The 21037-nt window shown below is 55.6% G+C and carries 22 protein-coding genes and 2 tRNA genes; 7 read left to right on the top strand and 17 right to left on the bottom strand.

Going from position 1 to position 21037, the window contains the following annotated elements; translation table 11 throughout:
- Window positions 1-7 precede the first annotated feature (7 nt).
- From J8Z22_RS11445 to J8Z22_RS11430, 4 genes are all read right to left on the bottom strand, one after another.
- The gene (locus tag J8Z22_RS11445) at window positions 8-1252 is read right to left on the bottom strand and encodes a multiheme c-type cytochrome (RefSeq protein WP_252006492.1); all 1245 of its coding nucleotides are present in this window, start codon (window positions 1250-1252) and stop codon (window positions 8-10) included.
- Between the two features lie 80 nt (window positions 1253-1332).
- Entirely contained in the window at window positions 1333-1887 is a 555-nt protein-coding gene (locus J8Z22_RS22145; protein WP_305881797.1) for a prepilin-type N-terminal cleavage/methylation domain-containing protein, read from the bottom strand.
- A 146-nt stretch (window positions 1888-2033) separates the two neighbouring features.
- Window positions 2034-2450 (bottom strand): Hsp20/alpha crystallin family protein, encoded by a 417-nt coding sequence (locus J8Z22_RS11435; RefSeq protein ID WP_252006490.1) that lies wholly within the window; start codon window positions 2448-2450, stop codon window positions 2034-2036.
- A gap of 150 nt (window positions 2451-2600) precedes the next feature.
- Complete coding sequence (locus J8Z22_RS11430; protein WP_252006484.1) at window positions 2601-4010, bottom strand: PLP-dependent aminotransferase family protein; 1410 nt, start codon at window positions 4008-4010, stop codon at window positions 2601-2603.
- A gap of 113 nt (window positions 4011-4123) precedes the next feature.
- Between J8Z22_RS11430 and ccoG the strand changes: the two genes are divergently transcribed.
- Window positions 4124-5485 carry a cytochrome c oxidase accessory protein CcoG gene (gene ccoG, locus J8Z22_RS11425; RefSeq protein WP_252006483.1) on the top strand — a complete coding sequence of 454 codons (1362 nt, stop codon included), beginning with the start codon at window positions 4124-4126 and terminating at the stop codon, window positions 5483-5485.
- A gap of 46 nt (window positions 5486-5531) precedes the next feature.
- Here ccoG and J8Z22_RS11420 read toward each other — a convergent pair.
- From J8Z22_RS11420 to J8Z22_RS11410, 3 genes are all read right to left on the bottom strand, one after another.
- Window positions 5532-5608: transfer RNA gene (locus J8Z22_RS11420), tRNA-Val, on the bottom strand.
- A 5-nt stretch (window positions 5609-5613) separates the two neighbouring features.
- Window positions 5614-5690, bottom strand: a tRNA-Val gene (locus tag J8Z22_RS11415).
- A 112-nt stretch (window positions 5691-5802) separates the two neighbouring features.
- The gene (locus J8Z22_RS11410; RefSeq protein ID WP_028112915.1) at window positions 5803-7167 is read right to left on the bottom strand and encodes an MATE family efflux transporter; all 1365 of its coding nucleotides are present in this window, start codon (window positions 7165-7167) and stop codon (window positions 5803-5805) included.
- A gap of 37 nt (window positions 7168-7204) precedes the next feature.
- On the opposite strand from J8Z22_RS11410, the gene J8Z22_RS11405 reads away from it, so the two are divergent.
- Window positions 7205-7819: a riboflavin synthase gene (locus J8Z22_RS11405; protein ID WP_028112916.1), complete on the top strand. Its 615-nt coding sequence runs from the start codon at window positions 7205-7207 to the stop codon at window positions 7817-7819.
- Between the two features lie 6 nt (window positions 7820-7825).
- Here J8Z22_RS11405 and J8Z22_RS11400 read toward each other — a convergent pair whose 3' ends face one another.
- A complete protein-coding gene (locus J8Z22_RS11400) occupies window positions 7826-8032 on the bottom strand; it encodes a CPXCG motif-containing cysteine-rich protein (RefSeq protein ID WP_028112917.1) in 207 nt (68 codons plus the stop codon).
- Between the two features lie 322 nt (window positions 8033-8354).
- On the opposite strand from J8Z22_RS11400, the gene thrS reads away from it, so the two are divergent.
- The 4 genes from thrS (at window position 8355) to rplT (ending at window position 11500) form a co-directional block, all read left to right on the top strand.
- Entirely contained in the window at window positions 8355-10283 is a 1929-nt protein-coding gene (gene thrS / locus J8Z22_RS11395) for a threonine--tRNA ligase (protein WP_252006469.1), read from the top strand.
- Between the two features lie 3 nt (window positions 10284-10286).
- Window positions 10287-10829, top strand: coding sequence for a translation initiation factor IF-3 (gene infC, locus J8Z22_RS11390; RefSeq protein WP_084144414.1), 543 nt, complete (start codon window positions 10287-10289; stop codon window positions 10827-10829).
- 93 nt (window positions 10830-10922) lie between these two features.
- Window positions 10923-11120, top strand: coding sequence for a 50S ribosomal protein L35 (rpmI, locus tag J8Z22_RS11385; RefSeq protein ID WP_028112920.1), 198 nt, complete (start codon window positions 10923-10925; stop codon window positions 11118-11120).
- A gap of 20 nt (window positions 11121-11140) precedes the next feature.
- A complete protein-coding gene (gene rplT / locus J8Z22_RS11380; RefSeq protein ID WP_028108504.1) occupies window positions 11141-11500 on the top strand; it encodes a 50S ribosomal protein L20 in 360 nt (119 codons plus the stop codon).
- Between the two features lie 126 nt (window positions 11501-11626).
- On the opposite strand, the gene J8Z22_RS11375 is transcribed toward rplT, so the two are convergent.
- Window positions 11627-11986, bottom strand: coding sequence for a hypothetical protein (locus J8Z22_RS11375; protein ID WP_028112921.1), 360 nt, complete (start codon window positions 11984-11986; stop codon window positions 11627-11629).
- A 297-nt stretch (window positions 11987-12283) separates the two neighbouring features.
- Here J8Z22_RS11375 and J8Z22_RS11370 point away from each other — a divergent pair, with 297 nt between their 5' ends.
- Complete coding sequence (locus J8Z22_RS11370; RefSeq protein WP_252006466.1) at window positions 12284-13039, top strand: Nif3-like dinuclear metal center hexameric protein; 756 nt, start codon at window positions 12284-12286, stop codon at window positions 13037-13039.
- 63 nt (window positions 13040-13102) lie between these two features.
- Here J8Z22_RS11370 and ttcA read toward each other — a convergent pair whose 3' ends face one another.
- The 8 genes from ttcA to J8Z22_RS11330 all read right to left on the bottom strand — a co-directional run bounded on the left by ttcA (window position 13103) and on the right by J8Z22_RS11330 (window position 20984).
- Window positions 13103-14029 (bottom strand): tRNA 2-thiocytidine(32) synthetase TtcA, encoded by a 927-nt coding sequence (gene ttcA, locus J8Z22_RS11365; RefSeq protein ID WP_252006464.1) that lies wholly within the window; start codon window positions 14027-14029, stop codon window positions 13103-13105.
- A gap of 146 nt (window positions 14030-14175) precedes the next feature.
- Window positions 14176-15105, bottom strand: a complete 930-nt coding sequence (gene uspE / locus J8Z22_RS11360) for a universal stress protein UspE (protein ID WP_028112924.1) — start codon at window positions 15103-15105, stop codon at window positions 14176-14178.
- A 299-nt stretch (window positions 15106-15404) separates the two neighbouring features.
- On the bottom strand, window positions 15405-16328 hold the full coding sequence (gene uspE / locus J8Z22_RS11355; RefSeq protein WP_252006463.1) for a universal stress protein UspE: 924 nt from the start codon (window positions 16326-16328) through the stop codon (window positions 15405-15407).
- Between the two features lie 156 nt (window positions 16329-16484).
- Entirely contained in the window at window positions 16485-17231 is a 747-nt protein-coding gene (gene etrA / locus J8Z22_RS11350) for an electron transport transcriptional regulator EtrA (RefSeq protein ID WP_176819262.1), read from the bottom strand.
- Window positions 17232-17292: 61 nt separating this feature from the next.
- A complete protein-coding gene (locus tag J8Z22_RS11345) occupies window positions 17293-17982 on the bottom strand; it encodes a sulfite exporter TauE/SafE family protein (protein ID WP_252006460.1) in 690 nt (229 codons plus the stop codon).
- Window positions 17975-18133, bottom strand: a complete 159-nt coding sequence (gene ccoS / locus J8Z22_RS11340) for a cbb3-type cytochrome oxidase assembly protein CcoS (RefSeq protein ID WP_028112928.1) — start codon at window positions 18131-18133, stop codon at window positions 17975-17977. The genes J8Z22_RS11345 and ccoS overlap by 8 nt, the downstream gene beginning before the upstream one ends.
- On the bottom strand, window positions 18130-20496 hold the full coding sequence (locus tag J8Z22_RS11335; RefSeq protein WP_252006458.1) for a heavy metal translocating P-type ATPase: 2367 nt from the start codon (window positions 20494-20496) through the stop codon (window positions 18130-18132). The genes ccoS and J8Z22_RS11335 overlap by 4 nt, the downstream gene beginning before the upstream one ends.
- 11 nt (window positions 20497-20507) lie before the next feature.
- Window positions 20508-20984 (bottom strand): FixH family protein, encoded by a 477-nt coding sequence (locus J8Z22_RS11330; RefSeq protein ID WP_028112930.1) that lies wholly within the window; start codon window positions 20982-20984, stop codon window positions 20508-20510.
- Window positions 20985-21037: the final 53 nt, after the last annotated feature.

Here is a 21037-nt window from a genome sequence, read left to right as displayed (position 1 = left end):
CCAGTGATTACTGGGCCTTGGCCTGTCCGTGGCTGCGGCGCATCTCTTCGGCTTTCTCCCTGATCTCCTGCAGATCCCTGACCATCTCGCTCCAGCCATACCACAATGCGTAGTCCGGGTTGGCATGGAAGGCCCCCTGGAAACCGCGCATTCGATGTTTCAGGTGCATCTCAAACAGCGTTTGTTCGATACTGGTGGGGGCATCATGGAAGGTCAGCAGATCCGGGAACGCCTCGGCGTAAGACTCGGGCTTGGTCAATACCCCTTCCTGGTACAGGGCGGCAATTTCCCGAATCCCCTCGGCCAGCAGGTGGTCCAGATCCCGAATCAGGGCGTCGGCCTTATCCAGCTCAGCTTTGGCAAAATTAGCGGAGTGGCAGTCACCGCACACCTTGAGCATCTTGTTGCGTTCGCGATCGAAGTCTTCCTTGGTCAACCTGGCCACATCGGCGGCCTTAACCACCTCCAGACGTGGTGTCGGCTCGCCTTTGCTATCCAGCACTCCCAATGCCTGCAAAATGGTGATCTGATCGGCTTGCCACTGGGGGTCGTCGGACAATGGCAGGCGAACGGCCAGGAAACCCCAGGCGGTGCGGACTTCGTGGTCACCATCGACCATATGGCAGGTCTGACAGGTTGGCGCGGGGGTAGATTCCGGCAGGGTGCCGTTTTGTTTCAGCAGGTAGCGGACCCCGTGCTTGGACGACGACCACATCTCCCACTGTGGATGATCAAACCCCATGTGGCAGGTTTGGCAGGCCTGAGGTTGCTGCGCTTCTTTCACCGAAAAGGTGTGACGGGTGTGGCAGGCATCGCAGGATGCGTGGCCAAACTGGCTGCCAGCCTGCTTCAGGGCCGCGATCTCTTCGTCGCTCTTCAGCCCCAGTTTGTGACAGCCGGTGCAGCCTTTCATGCCCTGATTCAGGGCCATCGGAAGCGCGTGGGTGGTGGGCATGGCATTGACAGACGCCCAGGAGAGGGCGTGCTTGCCTTTGGAAAACTGCTCTAACCGTTCGCCATGGCATGCGCCACAGGTATCGGCGGTAATGGTACTGAGGTTACCGACGTCATCGGCACTGCTGTGATCGCCTTCGTGACACAGATCGCAGCCGATTTCATTGTCAAAGTGTCGGCTGTTCTTCCAGTCCTCGACGATCAGTGGTGTTACCTTGGCATGGCAAGACTCACAACTCTCCTGTGCCAGTACCAGGCCGGTCAATAGCGAACACACAAGGGCAAATAGGATGCGCATACCCGCCTCCAAAGCAAAAGGGCCAACTAAACCCTAATCAGCTTAGTTGACCCTGATAAAAGTGCGGGTATTTTATCGCCCTAACTGCCGTTGCTGTACGATGACATTCCAATCTCGGTCTCACCCGTCTCAAGGGTGTAGGTCAGTGTCGGCAGGTCAACACCGGTGGTGTTTTTTTCACCCACGTAAATGTAGTAACAGGCAGAGGGGCCTGAGCGATACCAGTATTTTATCGGAGTGCTGGTGTCGCCATCGAAACTGCCGTTGGAGGCGGTTCGGGTCTCCAGGTCGGAGTTCAGCAAACCGGACCACAGCTCGCCGCAGTTGGTGCCGGTCAGGGTGCCGTTGTAATTGGTGCCGGCGGGAAAGCCTTGCTCGTTACTGTCGACATTGCCGTCACCAAAACTGGCAAGATCGGTAACGGCGGCCTGGGTGCCGTTGGTCAGCCAGCCACTGTGATACAGCTTCACGGCAGCCCTGAAGTCGGAAAAGGCGGTTTGATACACCGCCTGGTGAGCTTCCGGAGTCAGGCTGGTGAGACGGGGAAGGGCAGTCACGGCCAAAATGGCCAGAACGATGATCACTGCCACCAGTTCAATCAGGGTAAAACCGCGGCTAGGACGGCGGACTAACATTGGCGCCTCGAACAGAAATCTGACTTTAGAGTAAGGGCTCGAATTTTAGACCTGTTCGTAGCCACTGTCACCCATGCAGAACACTGTTTTTTAAACGCCTTAAAGAAAAAAAGGCTGCTGGAGCAGCCTTTTTCAGTTGACTGTCACTAGTGCACTTCAACCCGATCCGGTACCGTTTGCTTGGGTTCCAGTTTTGGCAGGGTCAGCGACAGCACGCCGTTATCGAAATGAGCGTCGATGTCGGCAACAGTGAGGCCATCACCCACCTCGATGTTGCGGATAAACACCCCTTCATGACGTTCTTTTCGAATAAAATGTTTGTCTTCGACTTGATGTTGCTGACGACGACGAGCCTCGATGCGCAGTACGCCATCGGCCAGGGTGATGGCCACGTCTTCTTTTTTCACGCCGGGTAAGTCGGCGCTGAGCAGGTAGTGGCCTTGTTGTTCGACAATGTCGATACGGGGCATCCCAAGGGAATTAACGGCCTCATCACTGTGTTCGCGTCGGCGTTCCATCAGTGGCCAGAAGTCAAACAAAGAGTCACGGGGAAACAGATTCATATTCTCCTCCTGTCAGTCCATGGGCGATGCCAGCAAAGCGCCGGCTATCACCGCTGTGATTCCTCATTGGTTATTTTACGCTCGCGGTTTCGCCCCGCGGGTAAAACTCCGCGTCGCATTGATCGTGATCAAGATCACGGAGTTGTCGAGTCAGCCGGGATTCGAAAACGCCCGGTTCAGTTGCATCAGCGCATCGTAACGGGGCCCTTGCGGCGAGTGGGCAAAACTCAGCCTGAGATAGTGAGCATATTGACCATTGGCAGAAAACAGGGCGCCGGGTGTAATGACGATGTTGTTTCTGAGCAGGCTCTGGTAGTGGGCTTTGGTGTCTTGTTCTGGTGCCAGTTCGATCCACAGCGACATGCCGCCTTCAGGTTGGGTGCAGCGAAACGGCACCTGCCACTGCTGGTTCAATACCGCCAACAGGCGATCCCGGTTGTGCTTTAGCTGTTGCCGCTGGTGAACCAGGTGGCGCTTAAAATGCCCCTCAGCCATAAAACTGGCCAGCCCCTCCTGCAACGCCTGGCCACTGGCCAGCTGATTGATCAGTTTCAGGTGCACGATGCGATCATGGTGGCGGCCGCCGCTGATCCAACCAATGCGCAAATCCCGTGACAGCGACTTTGAAAATGAGCTGCACAGAATGACGCGGCCGTGAGTGTCAAATCGTTTCAGCGGTTCTGGTTGGAAATGAAAGCCAAGGTCACCGTAGATGTCGTCTTCGATCAGGGTAAAGTCGTGACTCAGCGTCAACTCAACCAGCCGGCGCTTTTCCGCTGCAGGCATGCAGGCCCCGGTCGGCGTGGCGTAATTGGGGGTAACCACGCAGGCTTTAACGTCCCATTGTTGCAACACCGGTTGCAGGGCATCGGCACTGAGTCCCAGGGTAGGGGACGCGGGCACCTCAACCACTTTGAGTTTTAATTGCTGCAGCAGTTGCAGCACCCCATAAAACGCCGGACTCTCCACGGCCACCACGTCCCCGGGCTCACAGCAACTCATCAATGCCAGAAACAAGCTGTTTTGACAGCCAGAGGTGATGCAGATTTCATTGACGTCAAGGGCACACTGGCGGCTGCGGTAATGGCTGTGTATCTGTTGCCTCAGTGCCAGGTTTCCTTCCGGTCCAGTGTAGTAGAACGCTTTTTGCTTGGGCTGCTGACGCATGGCGCGTCCAAGGTGGCGATTGAGACGCTCCAGGCTGGGTTGAGGTTCCGGTAATGGCGCCCAGGGGCACAGATCAAACGCGGCGCTGCGAGCCATGATCTCGTGGAAGATCTCGGGCACCTGGATCAACTGCGGTGGTTTTTGCACAAAGTGGGCGTGAGTTGCCACGGTGACGTGTTGACGCTGGGCGACAAAATAGCCGCTGCGGGGCCTGGCCTCCACCAGGCCGGCCGCTTCCAGGGCGTGCAGCGCCTTTTGAACCGAAATTTTGGCAACTCGATGCTGCTGGCTAAGCTGTCGAATCGACGGCAGCCGGTCGCCGGGCAACCACTCTGCAGAGTGGATGCGTTCACTCAGTGAGCTGGCCAGTTGTTGGTACAGAAACTTGGACATGCTGATGCCTTGAGGCGTTCAATCTGTACCTATTATATTTTATTTTGTTGTATCTATGAATGACAAATAGGGTCAGTACACTCTCGCCAGGTTCAGCACTTTCTGGAGTCACTGTGAAACCCTTACCCACGTCAAATCAAAGGATTATTTTCAGGAGCGGTGTCTCCGAGGGCAAAATCTACATCAGAGAGCAGCAGGGCAGGCTGCAACGGATACGCCGGGGCCTGAATGTCGGGCTCATCGGTCTGTTTATGCTGCTGCCGCTGCTGCAGTATCAGGGCCATCAGGCGATACTGATCGATCTGGCTCAGCAGCGATTGGATCTGTTTTCGCTGTCTCTGTTCCCTCAGGATCTCATGATTGTGGCGTTGCTGTTCATTCTGGCCGCGTTCTTGCTGTTTACTGCCACCAAGTTGTACGGTCGCATCTGGTGCGGGTTCAGTTGCCCACAAACGGTGTGGACCCTGATGTTTAACTGGCTCGAACGTCGAGTCGAAGGTTCTCACAGCCACAGCCGAGCCTTGGACGCTCAGCCCTGGAGTGGCCAAAAGCTTGCTAAGAAGGGGATTAAGCACGCTTTGTGGCTGGCATTGTCACTGGCTTCCGGCCTGACCTTTGTGTCCTATTTCGTGCCGGTGTCTGAGTTGTATCCGGCATTTTTCGGATTGGATGCTTCGTTAACCGTGCAGGCGTGGGTAGGGTTTTTCACACTGTGCACCTATGTCAACGCCGGGTGGTTGCGGGATAAGGTGTGTCAGCACATTTGCCCTTACGCGAGATTTCAATCGGCGATGTTCGATGACAATACCCGTTTGCTCAGCTACGACGCCGACCGTGGAGAGTCTCGAGGTCCGAGGAAGCGGGGCCAGAAACCGTCTGCGGCCCAGGGGGATTGCGTCGACTGTGATCTGTGCGTTCAGGTATGCCCGGTGGGCATCGACATTCGAGACGGGCTACAGTATCCCTGCATCAGTTGTGGCCTGTGCATCGACGCCTGTGATCAGACCATGGCGCGCTTTAACTATGCCAAAGGCCTGATTCGATTCACCTCGTCGCGCAAGGGCGGGCGTTCCGTTAGCGGCTATCTGGGCTACGGAGTCGGGGTCTTGCTGACGGTGCTGGCCATCATGGCCTGGGCCAACGCCCGAACCAGTTTTGAGGTCAATGTGATTCGTGATCGTCAGGCCCTTTACCGGATCAACAATCAGGGCTTTGCTGAGAATACCTACAAATTTAAGGCGCTTAACAAAACTCAGCAGCCGCGAACCTACGGCATCATCGTTCAGGGCGTCTACGGACTGAGCATCGAAGGGGAGGCCTACATGACGGTGGCCCCGGGGCAACACCAGACCCACGTGCTGACCGTGGCGCTGACGGAAGACGCCCAAAAGGGGCAAACTCCAATTCGATTCGTGGTCGTGGATGTCAAAACCGGCGAGCACCTGTTCCGCAAATCCAGCTTCTATGCCGGCTAACCGGCAACAAAAAAGCCCGCACATCTCTGTGCGGGCTTTCGGAATGTGGTACAACCGAGTGGATTTGAACCACCGACCCCTACCATGTCAAGGTAGTGCTCTAACCAACTGAGCTACGGTTGTATCGCTGGTGCGTCTGAGTGGACTCGAACCACCGACTTCCACCATGTCAAGGTGACACTCTAACCAGCTGAGTTACAGACGCATCTCGCTAAGCGATGGCTAGATACTAGGGGTAGACGCGGTCATTGACAACCCCAATGTTCAGGTTAAGTGTCTGTTTGACTAAACATTGTCCTCGAAAGGTCGAATTTGCATCAGTGTGCTAACTCGGCCGCCAACCGCAGCCGCCGTTGAATCACCACCAAGCGCCATTTCAATAACAGGGCGGCGGTAGACAGGCCACTGATGAATCCGATCCAGAATCCGGCGGCGCCCATGGGGGCGACCAGCCAGTCGGTCAGTCCCAGAACCAGGCCGGTGGACAACCCCACGCCCCAGTAGGAAAACAGTGAGATCCACAACAGGGCGGTGGTGTCTTTATAGCCTCGTAAACTGGCCGCAGCCACTACCTGTACCGTATCGGAGAACTGATAGATGGCACACAGGAACATCAGCTGACCGGCCAACAGCAATACCGCCGGATCCGAGCTGTACAGCTGCGCAATCGCATCCCGGGCGAGGACGGTGAAACTGGCGGTGATCAAGGCGATGACCAGGCCGACCTGCAGGCCAAGCCGCGCCACTAACGCCGCGGTCTCGGGCTTATCCTGGCCTAGGTAGTAACCGACACGAATGGTGACCGCCATCCCCAGGGCCAGCGGCAGCATGAACACCAACCCGGAGAAGTTGGCGGCGACCTGGTGGCCGGCAACGGTGATCGCCCCCAGCGGCGCGATGGCCACGGCGACAATGGCAAACAGCGTTACCTCGAAGAACAACGCCAGGGCAATGGGCAAGCCCAGACCAAAAATCGCTTTTTGAGTGTCACCGTCCACCTTGCCCCATTGGCTGAACATCTTCATGTGACGGAATTTCTTGGCCCAGGCCACATAGGCGGCCATCGACAGGAACATCGCCCAGAACACAATGGCCGTGGCCACGCCACAGCCAGCGCCGCCCATGGCGGGAAAGCCCAGGTGACCGTAGATCATGACGTAGTTGGCAGGAATGTTCACCGCCAGGCCGATGAAACCGATGATCATCGATGGCAGGGTCCAGGACAGGCCTTCACTGAAATTTCTTAACACCTGAAACAGCAAAAAGGGCGGGGCACCCCACAAAACCGCTTCAATGTAGCCCTGACTGAGCGCAAACAGCTGCGGTTCCAGATCCATCTGTGCTAAAACCCAGTTAGCCTGGCTGAAAACCCCCATAGCGATCACACCGCACAGCAGGGCCATGTAGATTCCCTGGTGGACCAGCGGACGAATTTTCTGTTCTTGCTTGGCGCCATGCAGATGCGCCACCATAGGGGTCAACGCCATTAATATGCCGGCGAAGAATAAGATGGTCGGTAGCCAGATGCTGGTGCCGATGGCCACCGCGGCCATGTCGGAGGCACTGACCCGGCCAGCCATGACGGTATCGATAAAACCCATCATGGTCTGAGCCAGTTGAGCGGCGAGAACGGGTAGAGCTAGGCGTATAAGGCTTTTTACCTGATAGAGGCGACTGTGCATATTGTACGGTCCGGTACGACTGAATTATTGGAGTTATATGTTTACTGGAATTGTTCAGACCAAAGCGCGAGTAGCGGCCATTACTGAGAAGGATAGACTACGTACTTTTGCAGTACAGATACCTGAGGCCTTCAGAAAGGAATTGGTGGTGGGCGCCAGCGTGGCCCACAACGGTGTGTGTTTGACCGTTACTGAACTGGATGATGATAAAGTCTTTTTTGATGTAATGGAAGAGACACTTAGGGTCACCAATCTTAAGGATCTCGGCGCCGGCGACCACGTCAATATCGAGCGTTCCCTGGTATTCGGAAAGGAGGTCGGCGGCCATGTGGTGTCCGGTCACGTTCACACCCTGGCCCGCATCACCGCCATCGACAAGACCGACACCAACTGCACCTTCAGCCTGGCAGTGGATTCGAGCTGGATGAAGTACATTCTGCATAAAGGCTTTGTCGCCATCGATGGCTGCAGCCTGACGGTCGGCAACACCAAAGAGGATGGCTTTGACATTCACCTGATTCCCGAGACCCTGGCGGTGACTACCCTGGGTGAGCGCCGAGTCGGCGATGAACTCAATATTGAAATCGACAGCCAGACACAGGCGATCGTCGACACCGTTGAGCGGGTGCTGTCCCAGCGCGGCCTGAGCTGAACCGAGTTAATACAGCTGTTCGTCGTCACCGTCGACGAACAGCTTTAGTGACTGTTTTTGCTCGTCGATCCACAACTGCAAGTGGATGGCATTGCAGCAGGCCTGACAATCTTCGTAATACTCCTGATCGCCACCACTGGCGTCCACCGACACCGAGGTCTGAGATCCGCAGTGCGGACACTGAATGCTTTTGTAGAAGGCATCGGTTCGCATGGCCGTACTCCCGTCTGTGGCTCCTTTCGCAAGTGTAAGCCATAGCCGCCACCTCCACCGCACAATCGACGCTTTGTGGCGTACTTTCGCACTGGCGGAGGACGAAACTGCCGGTAAATCAAGGTTTGGCAAGCTAAAGGGTTTGTAAACCCACCTTCAGATTCCTATACTACGCTTTCGCCGGCACCCTGGGTTGCACTGCGCTGCTCTGTTTACCCCGTAAGGTAGATACCAGACGCATCGGATAACTCACGGAATTGCCGCCTTATTTTACTATTCAAACATGTGATCTTTTGTGTGGATCACCACTGTGGAGAGTCCTATGCCTGTAATTACCCTGCCTGACGGTAGTCAACGTCAATTCGACAACCCTGTTTCTGTCATGGATGTGGCCCTGGACATTGGTCCTGGCCTGGCGAAAGCCTGTGTGGCCGGTCGCATCAATGGCGAGCGTGTCGATGCCTGTGAAGTGATGACCGAAGACAGCGAGCTGTCCATCATCACCGCCAAGGATGAAGATGGTCTGGAAATCATTCGTCACTCCTGTGCTCACCTGCTGGGTCACGCCATTAAGCAGATGTGGCCCGAAGCCAAGATGGCCATCGGTCCGACCATCGACAATGGCTTTTACTACGACATCGATCTGGAGCAGAAGTTGACCCAGGAAGATCTGGATGCGCTGGAAAAGCGGATGCAGACTCTGGCCAAGACCAACTACGACGTCATTAAGAAGAAAGTCAGCTGGCAGGAAGCGCGCGATACCTTTGAAGCGCGCGGCGAGACCTACAAAATCGAGATTCTCGATGAAAACGTCAGCCGCGATGACAAGCCAGGGCTCTACCATCACGAAGAGTACATCGACATGTGCCGCGGCCCTCACGTGCCGAACATGAAGCACTGTCACCACTTTAAGCTGATGAATGTTGCCGGTGCCTACTGGCGCGGTAACTCCGACAACAAGATGCTGCAACGCATCTACGGTACCGCCTGGGCCGATAAGAAGCAGCTTAAAGCGCACCTGAACCGCCTGGAAGAAGCCGCCAAGCGCGACCACCGTAAAATCGGTAAGGCGCTGGATCTGTTCCACTGGCAGGAAGAAGCGCCGGGCATGGTGTTCTGGCACAACGATGGCTGGAACGTCTACCTGGAACTGGAAAAGTTTGTCCGTAGCAAACTGTCCGAGTTCACCTATCAGGAGGTCAAAGGCCCGCTGATGATGGACCGGGTGCTGTGGGAGAAGTCCGGCCACTGGGACAAGTACGCCGACAACATGTTCACCACCGAGTCTGAGAAGCGCGAATACGCCATCAAACCGATGAACTGCCCCGGTCACGTGCAGATCTTCAACCAGGGTCTGAAATCCTATCGCGACCTGCCGCTGCGAATGGCCGAATTTGGTTGCTGCCACCGCAACGAGCCATCTGGCGCGCTGCACGGCCTGATGCGGGTTCGTGGATTTACCCAGGATGACGCTCACATCTTCTGTACCGAAGAACAGGTGCAAGCTGAGGTGACCGATTGCATCCGCATGGTGTACGACACCTACGAAACCTTTGGTTTTGCCAGCATCGCCGTTAAGCTGTCGACCCGCCCGGAACAGCGGGTAGGAACCGACGAGATGTGGGATCGGGCCGAACAAGGCCTGATGGATGCTCTGAAAGCCAATGACATCGCCTACGAGCTGCAGCCGGGCGAAGGGGCGTTCTATGGTCCAAAGATTGAATTTACTTTGCACGATTGTCTGGATAGAGCTTGGCAGTGCGGCACCATTCAGTTAGACTTCGCTCTTCCTGAGCGTTTGGGTGCCAGCTACGTTGCTGAAGATAACAGCCGTAAAACGCCGGTGATGATTCACCGCGCCATTCTGGGCTCTCTGGAACGTTTTATCGGAATTTTGATTGAAGAGTACGCCGGTCGATTCCCGACTTGGCTGGCTCCGACACAAGCCGTCGTCATGAACATTACTGACAAACAATCAGAATATGTTCAAAAAGTCGCAGAAGCTCTCAAAAATGCTGGAATTAGAGTGAAAGCGGACTTGAGAAACGAGAAGATTGGCTTTAAAATTCGCGAACATACTTTAAAGCGCACGCCTTATTTATTGGTCGTTGGTGACAAAGAAGTCGAAAACGGCGAAGTGGCAGTGCGTACACGCGATGGCGCTGACTTGGGTAAATTTAAAGTCGATGACTTGATTGCCCGCATCACAGATGAAGTCAGTGACCGTAGTCTGCAATTGCTGGAGGAATAAGCTATAAAAGGCGGAAAGAAGCAAGGTCCGGCCAAGGACCAAACTCGAATCAATGGTGAAATTCGCGCTCGTGAAGTTCGTCTGATTGGTGTTGATGGTGAGCAAGCAGGTATCGTTTCAGGTCGTGAGGCCGCGGAACTTGCTCAAGAAGCCGGTTTGGATCTGGTAGAGATCAGTCCAAATGCGGAGCCACCGGTTTGCCGGATTATGGACTACGGTAAGTTCCTTTACGAACAGGCTAAAAACCAAAAGGAACAGCGTAAAAAGACCAAGCGGATTCAGGTTAAGGAAGTTAAATTCCGTCCTGGAACCGATGATGGCGATTATCAGGTAAAACTACGCAACCTGACTCGCTTCTTGGAAGATGGAGACAAAGCGAAAGTTACGCTGCGTTTCCGTGGTCGCGAAATGGCCCACCAGGATCTCGGCATCAAACTGTTGAATCGTATTAAAGACGATTTGGCAGAGATTGCAGTGGTCGAGGCTTTCCCTAAAGTGGAAGGTCGCCAAGCGGTGATGGTCCTCGCACCAAAGAAGAAACAGTAAGGCTTCCAAGTAATTAAATCAGCTCGGTCGCTGACCGGGCTGATTTTGTTCGCCTTGCAGTTCTATTTTTTTATTAACAATGCGGAGTTTCAAATGCCTAAGCTGAAATCCAATAAGGGTGCCGCTAAGCGTTTTAAGAAAACTGCCTCCGGCGGTTTCAAGCGCAAGCAGTCACACCTGCGTCACATCCTGACCAAGAAGTCTACTAAGCGTAAGCGTCATTTGCGCTCCAAACAGATGGTTGCTAAGTCTGACGTTGCTCAGATCAAAACCATGCTGCCGTACGCTTAATTGGGAAGGAGAGTTAAAAAATGGCTCGTGTAAAACGCGGTGTTACCGCTCGTGCTCGTCACAAGAAAGTACTCAAGCAGGCTAAAGGCTACTACGGTGCCCGCAGTCGTGTCTATCGCGTAGCAGTTCAAGCTGTTACCAAGGCTGGTCAATACGCTTACCGTGACCGTCGCCAGAAAAAGCGTCAGTTCCGTCAGCTGTGGATCGCCCGTATCAACGCTGCTGCTCGTCAGAACGGCATGTCTTACAGCCGTTTCATTAACGGTCTGAAGAAGGCGTCTGTTGAGATCGATCGTAAGATCCTGGCCGATATCGCAGTATTCGACAAGGTAGTATTTACTGCCCTGGTCGAAAAAGCGAAAGAGGCTCTGGCTAAGTAAGCACTGCTTACCTGTCAGGAAAAAGGGACCCTAGGGTCCCTTTTTTATTGGCGGCAGAAAATCGTCATACGCCGCCAAATAAAAAGGCCAGCATAAGCTGGCCTTTTTATTTACCAAATCGCTATTTTAGCGTTGGCCGCGGGGCAGGGCATTGCCCTTATTTGAAGCCAGCTTTTGTGCCCAAAGTTGCTTGGGAGACAAACCGCCGTTGCCACTTTTAACCGCCTGGGGTTTGGCTTTTGGTGCGGCTTTCTTAGCCACAGTCTTCTTGGCTGGCGCTTTCTCTGCAGGCGCTGCCACTTCAGCTTCTGCCGCGCCGGAGCTCAGTTCCTGAGCCAGATCAGCCAGGTCGCCCAGTCGCAGTGACTTGCCACCATCAACTTTGAACCAGCTGCCTTTCTGCTCGATGGTAGCGGCTTTGCCATGTTTCTTAAGGTACGCATCGTTAAATTGCTGCAGTACCTCTTCCTTGTTTAATTTGGACATGTATTATTAAACCTTTGTCATTAAGCCGACTCGGGCCGGTATTAAAGCTAGTCTTTATACCGATTCTGCAGCTATTTGTCTAATTTTTGCAGTAAAAACGCATCAAAACTGAGAGCGAAACGGGTTATTACCTAAGTTGGTTAAAAGAGCGGCTGATGCCTTTAAAACTAAAGGATCGAGCTCAATTTCACTTATTCTGCAACCGGGCTCAATTCTAATTCCACAGCGCCTAAACAGTGGCAATCCCTTTCAGTCCGGTTACACTGTATGCCTGCCGTACACTCAACGAGAGATCCCATGAAACGCACTCAACTGCTGGCCCACCTGGAAGGCTTACTCCAACCCTGGAACGTGAAAGATTACGCCCCCAACGGCCTGCAGGTCGAAGGGCGCGAGGAGATTCAGCACATCGTGACGGCGGTGACCGCCAGTCAGTCGGTCATTGACCGGGCGGTGGCGCTAAACGCCGACATGGTACTGGTGCACCATGGCTATTTCTGGAAGGGGGAGGCACCGGAGATCACCGGCATGAAACACAAGCGCCTGCGGGCACTGTTGGTGAACGACATCAACCTGGTGGGCTACCACTTGCCATTGGATATTCACCCGACCCTGGGTAATAACGCCCAGTTGGCTAAAGCCCTGGGCCTGACCATCACCGGCCCCATGGAAGCGGGTAATGAGCACTCGGTGGCGGTCTGTGCTCAATTGGACCCGCCCGTCAGTGGCCAGGAGTTGGCCAAGCGCATCGAAGCCGTTCTGGGGCGAGCGCCGCTGCACATCAAGGGCCACGATCGGCTCATCAGCAGCCTGGGTATTTGCAGCGGCGGCGCTCAGGATTACATCGACCTGGCCGCGGCCCGTGGCCTGGATGGGTACCTGTCCGGCGAGGTCTCTGAGCGAACCTATTACAGCGCTACCGAGCAAGGCATCGATTACTTTGCTGCCGGGCACCATGCGACCGAGCGAGGCGGCATTCAGGCACTGGGCAGCCACCTGGCGAACGAGTTTAATCTTCAGATCAGCTTTGTTGACACCGATAATCCGGTCTAACGGCACCAGCAGCACATTAAAAAAGGGCGCCTTGAGGCGCCCTTGGTGTGTTCTCGGCCGTGATCAGGGCTGATACACGTTGACCACATCGATGCGGCTGGCTTCATCGAGATCGATGTGGCCGCTGTTGGCACTGTCAAAGAAATCGAACGCCGGCAGATCCGCTTCGGCCACTTCACCGCTGGGCTTGGCGTTTGGATCGGCGCTCAGACTTTGAAAATCAAAGAGCTGCCGGTCGACCAGTTGCGACGGGGCCACGTTCTGCATGGCGGTAAAGATGGTCTCAATCCGGCCGGGGAATTGTTTGTCCCACAGATTGAGCATCTCTTTAACCTGCTTGCGCTTGAGGTTCTCCTGAGAGCCGCACAGGTTACAGGGAATGATCGGAAACGCTTTCATGCTGGCGTATTCGGCGATGTCCTTCTCTCGAGCGTAAGCCAGTGGCCGAATCACCACGTTGGCGCCATCGTCGGAGCGCAGTTTTGGCGGCATCGACTTGAGCTTACCGCCAAAGAACATATTCAGGAACAGGGTTTCCACCATGTCATCGCGGTGGTGACCCAGGGCAATCTTAGTGGCCCCAATACGTTGCGCAAACCCATACAGGGTGCCGCGGCGCAGGCGAGAGCACAGGGAGCAGGTGGTTTTACCTTCCGGAATCTTATCTTTAACGATGGAATAGGTGTCCTTCTCCAGGATATGGTAAGCCACACCCAGGCTATCGAGGTAAGCAGGAAGGATCTCTTCGGGGAACCCTGGTTGCTTTTGGTCCAGGTTGACCGCCACCAGTTTAAAATCCACTGGCGCTCGGTGCTGCAGATTCAACAGAATGTCCAGCATGGTGTAGCTGTCCTTGCCTCCGGACAAACACACCATGACAACATCGCCGTCTTCGATCATCTTGTAATCTTCAATTGCAGAGCCCACTTCGCGTCGCAGACGCTTCTGCAATTTATTCAGACGGGTTTTCTGTTTCTGACTCAGTTCCACTCAATACCTCGAAATGCCACAAATGGGGCTGGCATTATTCCAGCATCGGTAAACGTGGTAAAGACCCGGGCACAAAAAAACGCGGCCGAGGCCGCGTCGTTACCGGGTTTGAACGGATTACCCAGCGGTTGAGGTGAACAACCGGCTCAGTCGGCCAGGGGGCAAACAAAATTGGCCGGTTTGAAGGCCACCAGATCGCACTCCAGGCTGTCAATCACGTGTTCGGCGGTATTGCCGATCAGCGCGGCAGACAAACCGCTGCGGCCTACGGTGCCCAGCATCACCAATTCGGCATTCAGCTCCCGGGCCAGGTCGGGAATCACATCTTCCGGCAGCCCCTCGAGCACATGGCAGTGGCTGTCATCGATGTCGTACTTGGCAGCCAGCTCGGCAATCCGGGCCTGATGATGCTGTTTGATGGACTGATTGTAAGCGTGGGCATCGAAGTCGGGCAGTTCGATGGCAATGTTCACCGGCGTCCCCGGGTAGCCGTTGACCAGGTGCACCTGAGCATCGATGATGCCGGCCAGGGTGACCGCCTTGCTGACGATGCGCTCATTGAGCTCCTTGTGGTCTTCATCATCGGCAGCCACATTGACGGCGGCCAGAATGTTGCCTTTCGCCGGCCAGTCGTTCTCTTTGACCAGCAATACCGGCACCGGTGCCTTACGCAGCAGGTGCCAGTCGGTGGGCGTGAAGATCACCGATTTCAGTTTGTCGTGGGCGTGGGTACTCTTGATGATGTAGGCAACGTCGTTGTTGAGGACGTGGTTGATGATGCTTTCAAACGGCCGGTTGTGCCAGACCACTTCAAAGTCCACATCAATCCCCTCGGCTTTGAGAGGCTCTGCCAACTGTTCCAGCCATTTTTGCCGCTGCAACACGACGCCGTTACGCATCGCATCCCGCTCTTCCTGGGACAACATGGAGGTCATCTCATAAGAGAAGTCAAAAATACTGAGAAACAGGGTCAAACGGGTACCGGCGCAGCGCGCCAGATGTGCGGCTCGAGCCAGGGCCGGTTGCTCATCGCGGCTGGGATCGATTACCACAAGAAGTTTGTCGCTGCTCATAATACTCTCCTAACTGAACTCCCTCACCGTCATCGTGGCACGGGGGTGAGGAACATTCCTTTGTTTAGATCAAAAATAGCGCCGTTGCGGTCCTGTGCAGCGGCGAACCCTTGATGGGTGCCTGCCACGGGCAGACGCCGAAAATCCGTTTCACTGAAGGGAGACGCCTTTCAGCTGAACTGGGGTGGTCAATAATTAGAGTACCACTTGTAGCTGAAATTCAAAGAGTTATTAAGTCAGCTATCCAAGAAGGCGGCCTGGTCGTCGACCGCCGTCTAGGATGGCCCCGTTTCACATGTCGATCAGGCTAGTGGCGACCGGAACTGGTCCGGCTTTAACGCCAGCAGGTCGCATTGCAGGTTGTCGATGACCTGCTCGGCGGTGGTGCCCAGCAGGGTGGCGGTGATTCCCTGCTCACCGATGGTGCCGATAATCACCAACTCCGCGTCCAGCAGTTTTGCCTGGCCGGAGATCACATCCTCCGGCAATCCCTCTTTAACGTGGCAGCATTCCGGACTGATGTCGAACTTGGCCCCCAGGGCCTCCACGTGCTCCTTATGGTGTTGGTGCACCGACTTATTGAAGCGGGAGGAATCCAGCGACGGCTGCTCGATAAACATGTTTTCCGGCAAGCCTGGATAGCCATTGACCAGGTGGACCACCCCATCGATAAGCGCGGCCAGATTTTTAGCGGTATTGACGATGCGGGTATTGAGTTCCTGATGCAGCGGGTCTCGTGAGTCCACATCCACTGCGGCGATGATCACCCCTTTGGGTGGCCAGTCGTGCTCTTTAACCAATAGTACCGGGACAGGTGCTTTGCGGATAAGGTGCCAGTCGGTGGGCGTGAAGATCACCGACTTGAGAGTATCGTGGGCCTGGGTACTCTTGACGATGTAGGAAACGTCATGGTCGAGCACATAGCGAATGATGCTTTCAAAAACCCGCACGTTCCAGTCGATCTCATAGTCGACAATCAACCCCTCTTGCTGCAGCGGGGCCACCAATCGCTTCAGGTGGCCTTCGTGCTTCTCCAATAGCGCCGCCCGCAACAACTCCCGCTCCTCCTCGGACAGCAGAGCCCGTTTTTCGTAGGAGAAGTTGAATATGGTCAGAAACAGGGTCATCGGCGCGCCAGTCTTTCGCGCCAAGTGGGCGGCGCGGTCCACGGCGGGTTGTTGTTCTCTAGAGGGGTCTATAACGACCAGAAGTCGCTCACTGCTCATAGCGTTCTCCTCCGGACAGGCCCGGGGCACTGCCGCCAAATGGGAATAACCACCCTTTGTTCTAGAACAAAATTGACGCTTTCGCTAATGGAGATGCAGGGGGAGGGGAGAAATTAACGACAACGCCCACCGAAAGGTGGGCGCTTAAACAGGAGCTTAGCGGGCGATTCTGGCATTGCCTGCCAGATCAGAGAGTCGCTCGAGATCGACAATGGTGATGTACTTGCCCTTCACTTCAATCAACCCTGACTTTTGGAACCGCCCCAACAACCGACTGATGGTCTCTACGGTCAAGCCGAGGTAGTTGCCGATGTCGCCACGGGTCATAGTCAGGCGGAACTCCCGGCTGGAGAAACCGCGATTGCCGAAGCGTTTGGCCAGGTTGCTGATGAAGGCCGCCAATCGCTCTTCGGCGTTCTTCTTGGACAGCAACAGAATCATCTCCTGGTCACCCATGATCTCATTGCTCATCAGGCGCATGATCTGCTGTCGCAGCCTGGGCATAACGCCGCTGAGTTGATCCAGAGTCTCATAGGGGATCTCACAGACCATGGCGGTTTCCAGTGCCTGGGCGAAACTCTGATGTTGTTCCGAATGGATGCCATCAAATCCGATAACATCGCCAGCCAGATGAAAGCCGGTGATCTGCTCGTCGCCGTTTTCGGTGATGGTATAGGATTTGATTGTGCCGGAGCGAATGGCGAACAAACTTTTCAGTGGTTCACCGGATTGAATGAGGATTTCACCTTTTTGTATCGGCTTTTTCCGCTCAATAATGGCGTCGAGTTTATCCAACTCATTGGCATTAAGAGTGAAAGGAATGCAGAGTTCCGACATGCTGCAATCATGACAGTGGATGGCACATCCACCGAACGCCGTCCGTTTTGCTCGATTGTTATCCAAGGTTCTGTACACCTGATTGGCTTCTTCCTAGGGTATGGTAAACCAACTCAGGCCTTTTTAGCTACAAAATTTGACCTAGAGCAATAAAAAGAGTGTGAACTCCGTAGGCGATTAGCAATACTGAACTGATAAGTTTAAACCCCTTATGCACAAGGAGTTTTTTAAAGGCGTCTGCCGCGGCCCCCACCAGGAACATGCTGGGCAGGGTACCCAGGCCAAAGGCCAGCATCGCCACCATGGTGTTTCTGATGCTGCCCAGTGACAGGGCCCAGATCAAAGTGGAGTACACCAGGCCACAGGGCAGCCAACCCCATAACAAACCAGCAAAAACAGCCTTAGAGGGGTGGGTGATCGGCAACTGCCGCCGGGCCAGAGGCGCCAACCGGTTCCACACCGGCTTGCCCAGCTTTTCAACCCACAGCAACCCCCGGTTGAGGTTCGCCAGGTACAGCCCCATCATGATCAACAACACCCCGGCCAACAACCGCAACCCCGCCAGCCAGTGATCGACATGAAACAGACTGCTCATGCCGGTGGCCAGCGAGGCCAGAATCGCTCCGGCCATCACATAGCTGATGATGCGCCCGCCGTTGTAGGCGCCGAGCAGGGCAAAGCGTTTGCCCAGATTGGCTTGCTGATGGCTGGGTAGGCCGTGGGACAGCGCCGCCATGATGCCGCCACACATCCCCGCACAATGGGCCGACCCCAGCAGTCCTATGGTGACTGCCGCCCAGAAATCGAGCTCATTCATGGCGGTCTTTGCGGTCTTCGTCAAACAGAATGTTGGAGGCCTGACGATCCAGATCTTCGAATTGGTCTGACTTTACCGCCCAGAAGAAGATCACCACGGCGATGATCACAAACAGGATGGCGACCGGGATCAGGGTAAAGATGATGCTCATAATTTCAATAGTCTCACACTGTTGCCCACCACGATGAGGGAGCTTGCTGACATGCCGATGGCGGCCACGTAGGGGGGAACCCAGCCGATGACGGCCAGAGGCATGATGGACAGATTGTACCCCAGTGCCCACAGCAAATTTTGACGGATGACACGAACGGTCTTTTTCGAAATCGCAATGCCATCGATAATGGGCGCCAGGCTGTCGCCGAGAAGCACCAGATCGGCGCTGCTCTTGGCCAGTTCGGTACCGGCCCCCATGGCGATGGAGATGTCGGCACCGGCCAATACCGGCGCGTCGTTGACGCCATCGCCAAACATCGCTACCCGTTGGCCTTGAGCCTGCTTTTGTTTCAGGTAGCGGTGTTTCTGCTCTGGCGTTACCCCGTGGGTGCAGTGGTCCAGGTCCAGCTCGCGGGCGACGACCTCGGCATTGGGGCTGGGGTCTCCGGACAGCATCTCGCAGCGCAGGCCCATGGACTTAAGCGTGGCGATGGTTGCCACCGCGTCCGGTCTCAGGCGGTCGGCCAGAGAGAACCAGGCCAACGGGCCCTGTTCATCGGCCAGCCAGATCTTATTGTCGCTGACACCGGGGCCGGCGAATTCACCATGACCAATGCGATAGCGAACCCCGTTGATTCGGCCGGTGATGCCACTGCCGGCAACGTGTTCAACGTCCTTGGCGCTGACGGCGTCACGCTCATAGGGTTTAAACACCGATGCCAGCGGATGGCTGCTGCGCCGTTCCAAGGCCGCGGCGATCACCAGGGGGTCGAGGTCGGATTCTCTGCCGGTAACACAGCGGTGGTCATCCAATTGCCAGTGGCCGAACGTCAGCGTGCCGGTTTTATCGAACAACAGCGTGTCCACTTTTGGCAAGGCTTCCAGCACCCGGGAACTGCGGGTTAACAGGCCATGGTGACGCAGCGCGTTGCCGCCGCAGGTCAACGCTGCCGGGGTGGCCAGTGACAGGGCACAGGGACAGGTGGCGACCAGCACCGACAGGGTGATCCAGAATGCCTGGTCAGGATCGATAAACTGCCACACCAGGTAGGTCAACGCGGCGATGATCAGCACCGCCGGGACGAAGTAGCGAGCAACGGTGTCGGCCAGGCGGGCTATGTCTGGCTTTTCTTCGGCAGCCTGTTCCTGCAGCCGAACGATGGTGTGCAGCAGTTGGTTGCTGCCGACCTGGACCACCTCCACCTCAATGCTCTGATCGAAGTTGACGCTGCCACCGTAAACCGGGTCGCCTTGAGTCTTTTTCACCGGTTGTTGTTCACCGGTGAGCATGGATTCATTCACCGAGGTCTGTCCGGAGACTACCTTGGCGTCTGCAGGAATCGGCTCTCCCGGTCGTACCAGGCAGCGGTCGCCAATTTTCAGGGTCTTGGCAGCGACCTGAGAGTGACCGCCGGCATGGCATAACTCGGCGGTCAATGGCACCAACCGATGCAGATTGGAGCTGGACTCGGCCGCTTTGCGTCGGGCCCGCTGTTCCAAAAATCGCCCCAACAGTAGGAAAAAGGTGAACATCGACACCGATTCGAAGTATACCTCGCCGGTGCCCTTGAAGGTGGCGACGCAACTGGCGCTGAAGGCCCCGAGAATGGCGATGGACACCGGCACGTCCATATTGACCCTGAGCGACATTAACGAGCGCAGGGCACTGAAGTAGAACGGCTGGGCCGAATACAGGGCAACCGGAGTGGCAAACAGCAGCGACACCCAGCGGAAGTAGTCCCGGTACACCTCATCCAGGTCGGTGAAGTAACCCATGTACAGGGCCACGGCCAGCATCATCACCTGCATGGTGGCCATGCCGGCCAGCCCAAGGCGAAACAGAAATTGCTGCGAGCTTTTGGCGTAGGTCTGCTCTTTGCTGTCCGGCTGGAACGGCGTCGAGGGATACCCCACCAGTGCCATCTGGTTGAGAATTTCCGACAGCTTGATCTTGGCCGGATCCCAACTGACGGTGGCTCGCAGGGTGGTGGTATTGACGGTAATGCGGGCGATGCCGTCGCATTTTCTCAGGTGCCGTTCGATCAACCAGGCACAGGCGGCGCAACTGATTCCTTCTACCGACAACACCACCGAGTTGAGTTTGCCGTCACTGGCGACAAAGTCCCGTTGTACCTCATCCAGATCGTAGGCATCGAGCTGGGCCATGATGGCGTCCAGGTTTTGCTTACTGCCGGTTTCGGTGCGATAGCGGTAATAATCGCCCAGGCCGGCATCGCAGATGGTTTGGGCGACGGCTGCGCAGCCCGGGCAGCACATGGGATGAGACTGTTCATCGATGGTAACGCTGTAATCGGTGGACAGCGGAACCTGCTGCCCACAGTGGAAACACCCTTTATCCACGCAGACTCCCGTTATCGAAACCAGACCGACTGCTCTACCGGCAGGGCGATGCGCTGTTGCAGGCGCCAGCTTTGGTCAAAGGCATCAATCATCACTTGCCAGTTGCCGTTGACCAGTTCCTGCGCCGGCACCGGGTAACGGCCACTGGCGTCCTGGGTCAGCATCATGATGCGATCGTGCTGGGGCAGGGTGGTGTGGTGGAATTCCACTTCGATGGCCGCGCCGTCACTGGGGCCGCCATGTTGAATCAGGTACAGGTTGGAATCCTGCTGGGTCAGTTCAAACACCACCCCCAGATTGCGGGCTTGAGTGATGCGGGAAAGATCCTGGTTAATCCCTTTTCCTTTTTTGTAGTAATCCTCAGCCACCAGGGCAACCGGATTGTCTACCGCAACCTTGATGGTCATCAAGGCCGCTATCACAACGGATCCCGGTAACAGGATCAAAAACCATGGCCAGAACTGCTTGTACCAAGGAGTTGCTTTCATCTACTTTACCTTCCAATGGACTGGCCCCCATTTTACGCATTTCCAGGCTGGGA

It is taken from the genome of Ferrimonas sp. SCSIO 43195, assembly GCF_023716685.1.
GTDB lineage: Bacteria > Pseudomonadota > Gammaproteobacteria > Enterobacterales > Shewanellaceae > Ferrimonas > Ferrimonas kyonanensis.
This window is presented reverse-complemented; position numbering and strand designations above follow the sequence as displayed.

Excerpts from the sequence above, each read along its gene's own strand:
- ccoS (WP_028112928.1), bottom strand. The coding sequence starts at position 18,133 with ATGAGCATCATCTTTACCCTGATCCCGGTCGCCATCCTGTTTGTGATC.
- J8Z22_RS11345 (WP_252006460.1), bottom strand. The coding sequence starts at position 17,982 with ATGAATGAGCTCGATTTCTGGGCGGCAGTCACCATAGGACTGCTGGGG.
- J8Z22_RS11370 (WP_252006466.1), top strand. The coding sequence starts at position 12,284 with ATGAAACGCACTCAACTGCTGGCCCACCTGGAAGGCTTACTCCAACCC.
- J8Z22_RS11405 (WP_028112916.1), top strand. The coding sequence starts at position 7,205 with ATGTTTACTGGAATTGTTCAGACCAAAGCGCGAGTAGCGGCCATTACT.
- thrS (WP_252006469.1), top strand. The coding sequence starts at position 8,355 with ATGCCTGTAATTACCCTGCCTGACGGTAGTCAACGTCAATTCGACAAC.
- J8Z22_RS11400 (WP_028112917.1), bottom strand. The coding sequence starts at position 8,032 with ATGCGAACCGATGCCTTCTACAAAAGCATTCAGTGTCCGCACTGCGGA.
- J8Z22_RS11375 (WP_028112921.1), bottom strand. The coding sequence starts at position 11,986 with ATGTCCAAATTAAACAAGGAAGAGGTACTGCAGCAATTTAACGATGCG.
- uspE (WP_252006463.1), bottom strand. The coding sequence starts at position 16,328 with ATGAGCAGTGAGCGACTTCTGGTCGTTATAGACCCCTCTAGAGAACAA.
- J8Z22_RS11445 (WP_252006492.1), bottom strand. The coding sequence starts at position 1,252 with ATGCGCATCCTATTTGCCCTTGTGTGTTCGCTATTGACCGGCCTGGTA.
- J8Z22_RS11330 (WP_028112930.1), bottom strand. The coding sequence starts at position 20,984 with ATGAAAGCAACTCCTTGGTACAAGCAGTTCTGGCCATGGTTTTTGATC.
- rpmI (WP_028112920.1), top strand. The coding sequence starts at position 10,923 with ATGCCTAAGCTGAAATCCAATAAGGGTGCCGCTAAGCGTTTTAAGAAA.
- J8Z22_RS22145 (WP_305881797.1), bottom strand. The coding sequence starts at position 1,887 with ATGTTAGTCCGCCGTCCTAGCCGCGGTTTTACCCTGATTGAACTGGTG.
- rplT (WP_028108504.1), top strand. The coding sequence starts at position 11,141 with ATGGCTCGTGTAAAACGCGGTGTTACCGCTCGTGCTCGTCACAAGAAA.
- J8Z22_RS11410 (WP_028112915.1), bottom strand. The coding sequence starts at position 7,167 with ATGCACAGTCGCCTCTATCAGGTAAAAAGCCTTATACGCCTAGCTCTA.
- J8Z22_RS11435 (WP_252006490.1), bottom strand. The coding sequence starts at position 2,450 with ATGAATCTGTTTCCCCGTGACTCTTTGTTTGACTTCTGGCCACTGATG.
- J8Z22_RS11430 (WP_252006484.1), bottom strand. The coding sequence starts at position 4,010 with ATGTCCAAGTTTCTGTACCAACAACTGGCCAGCTCACTGAGTGAACGC.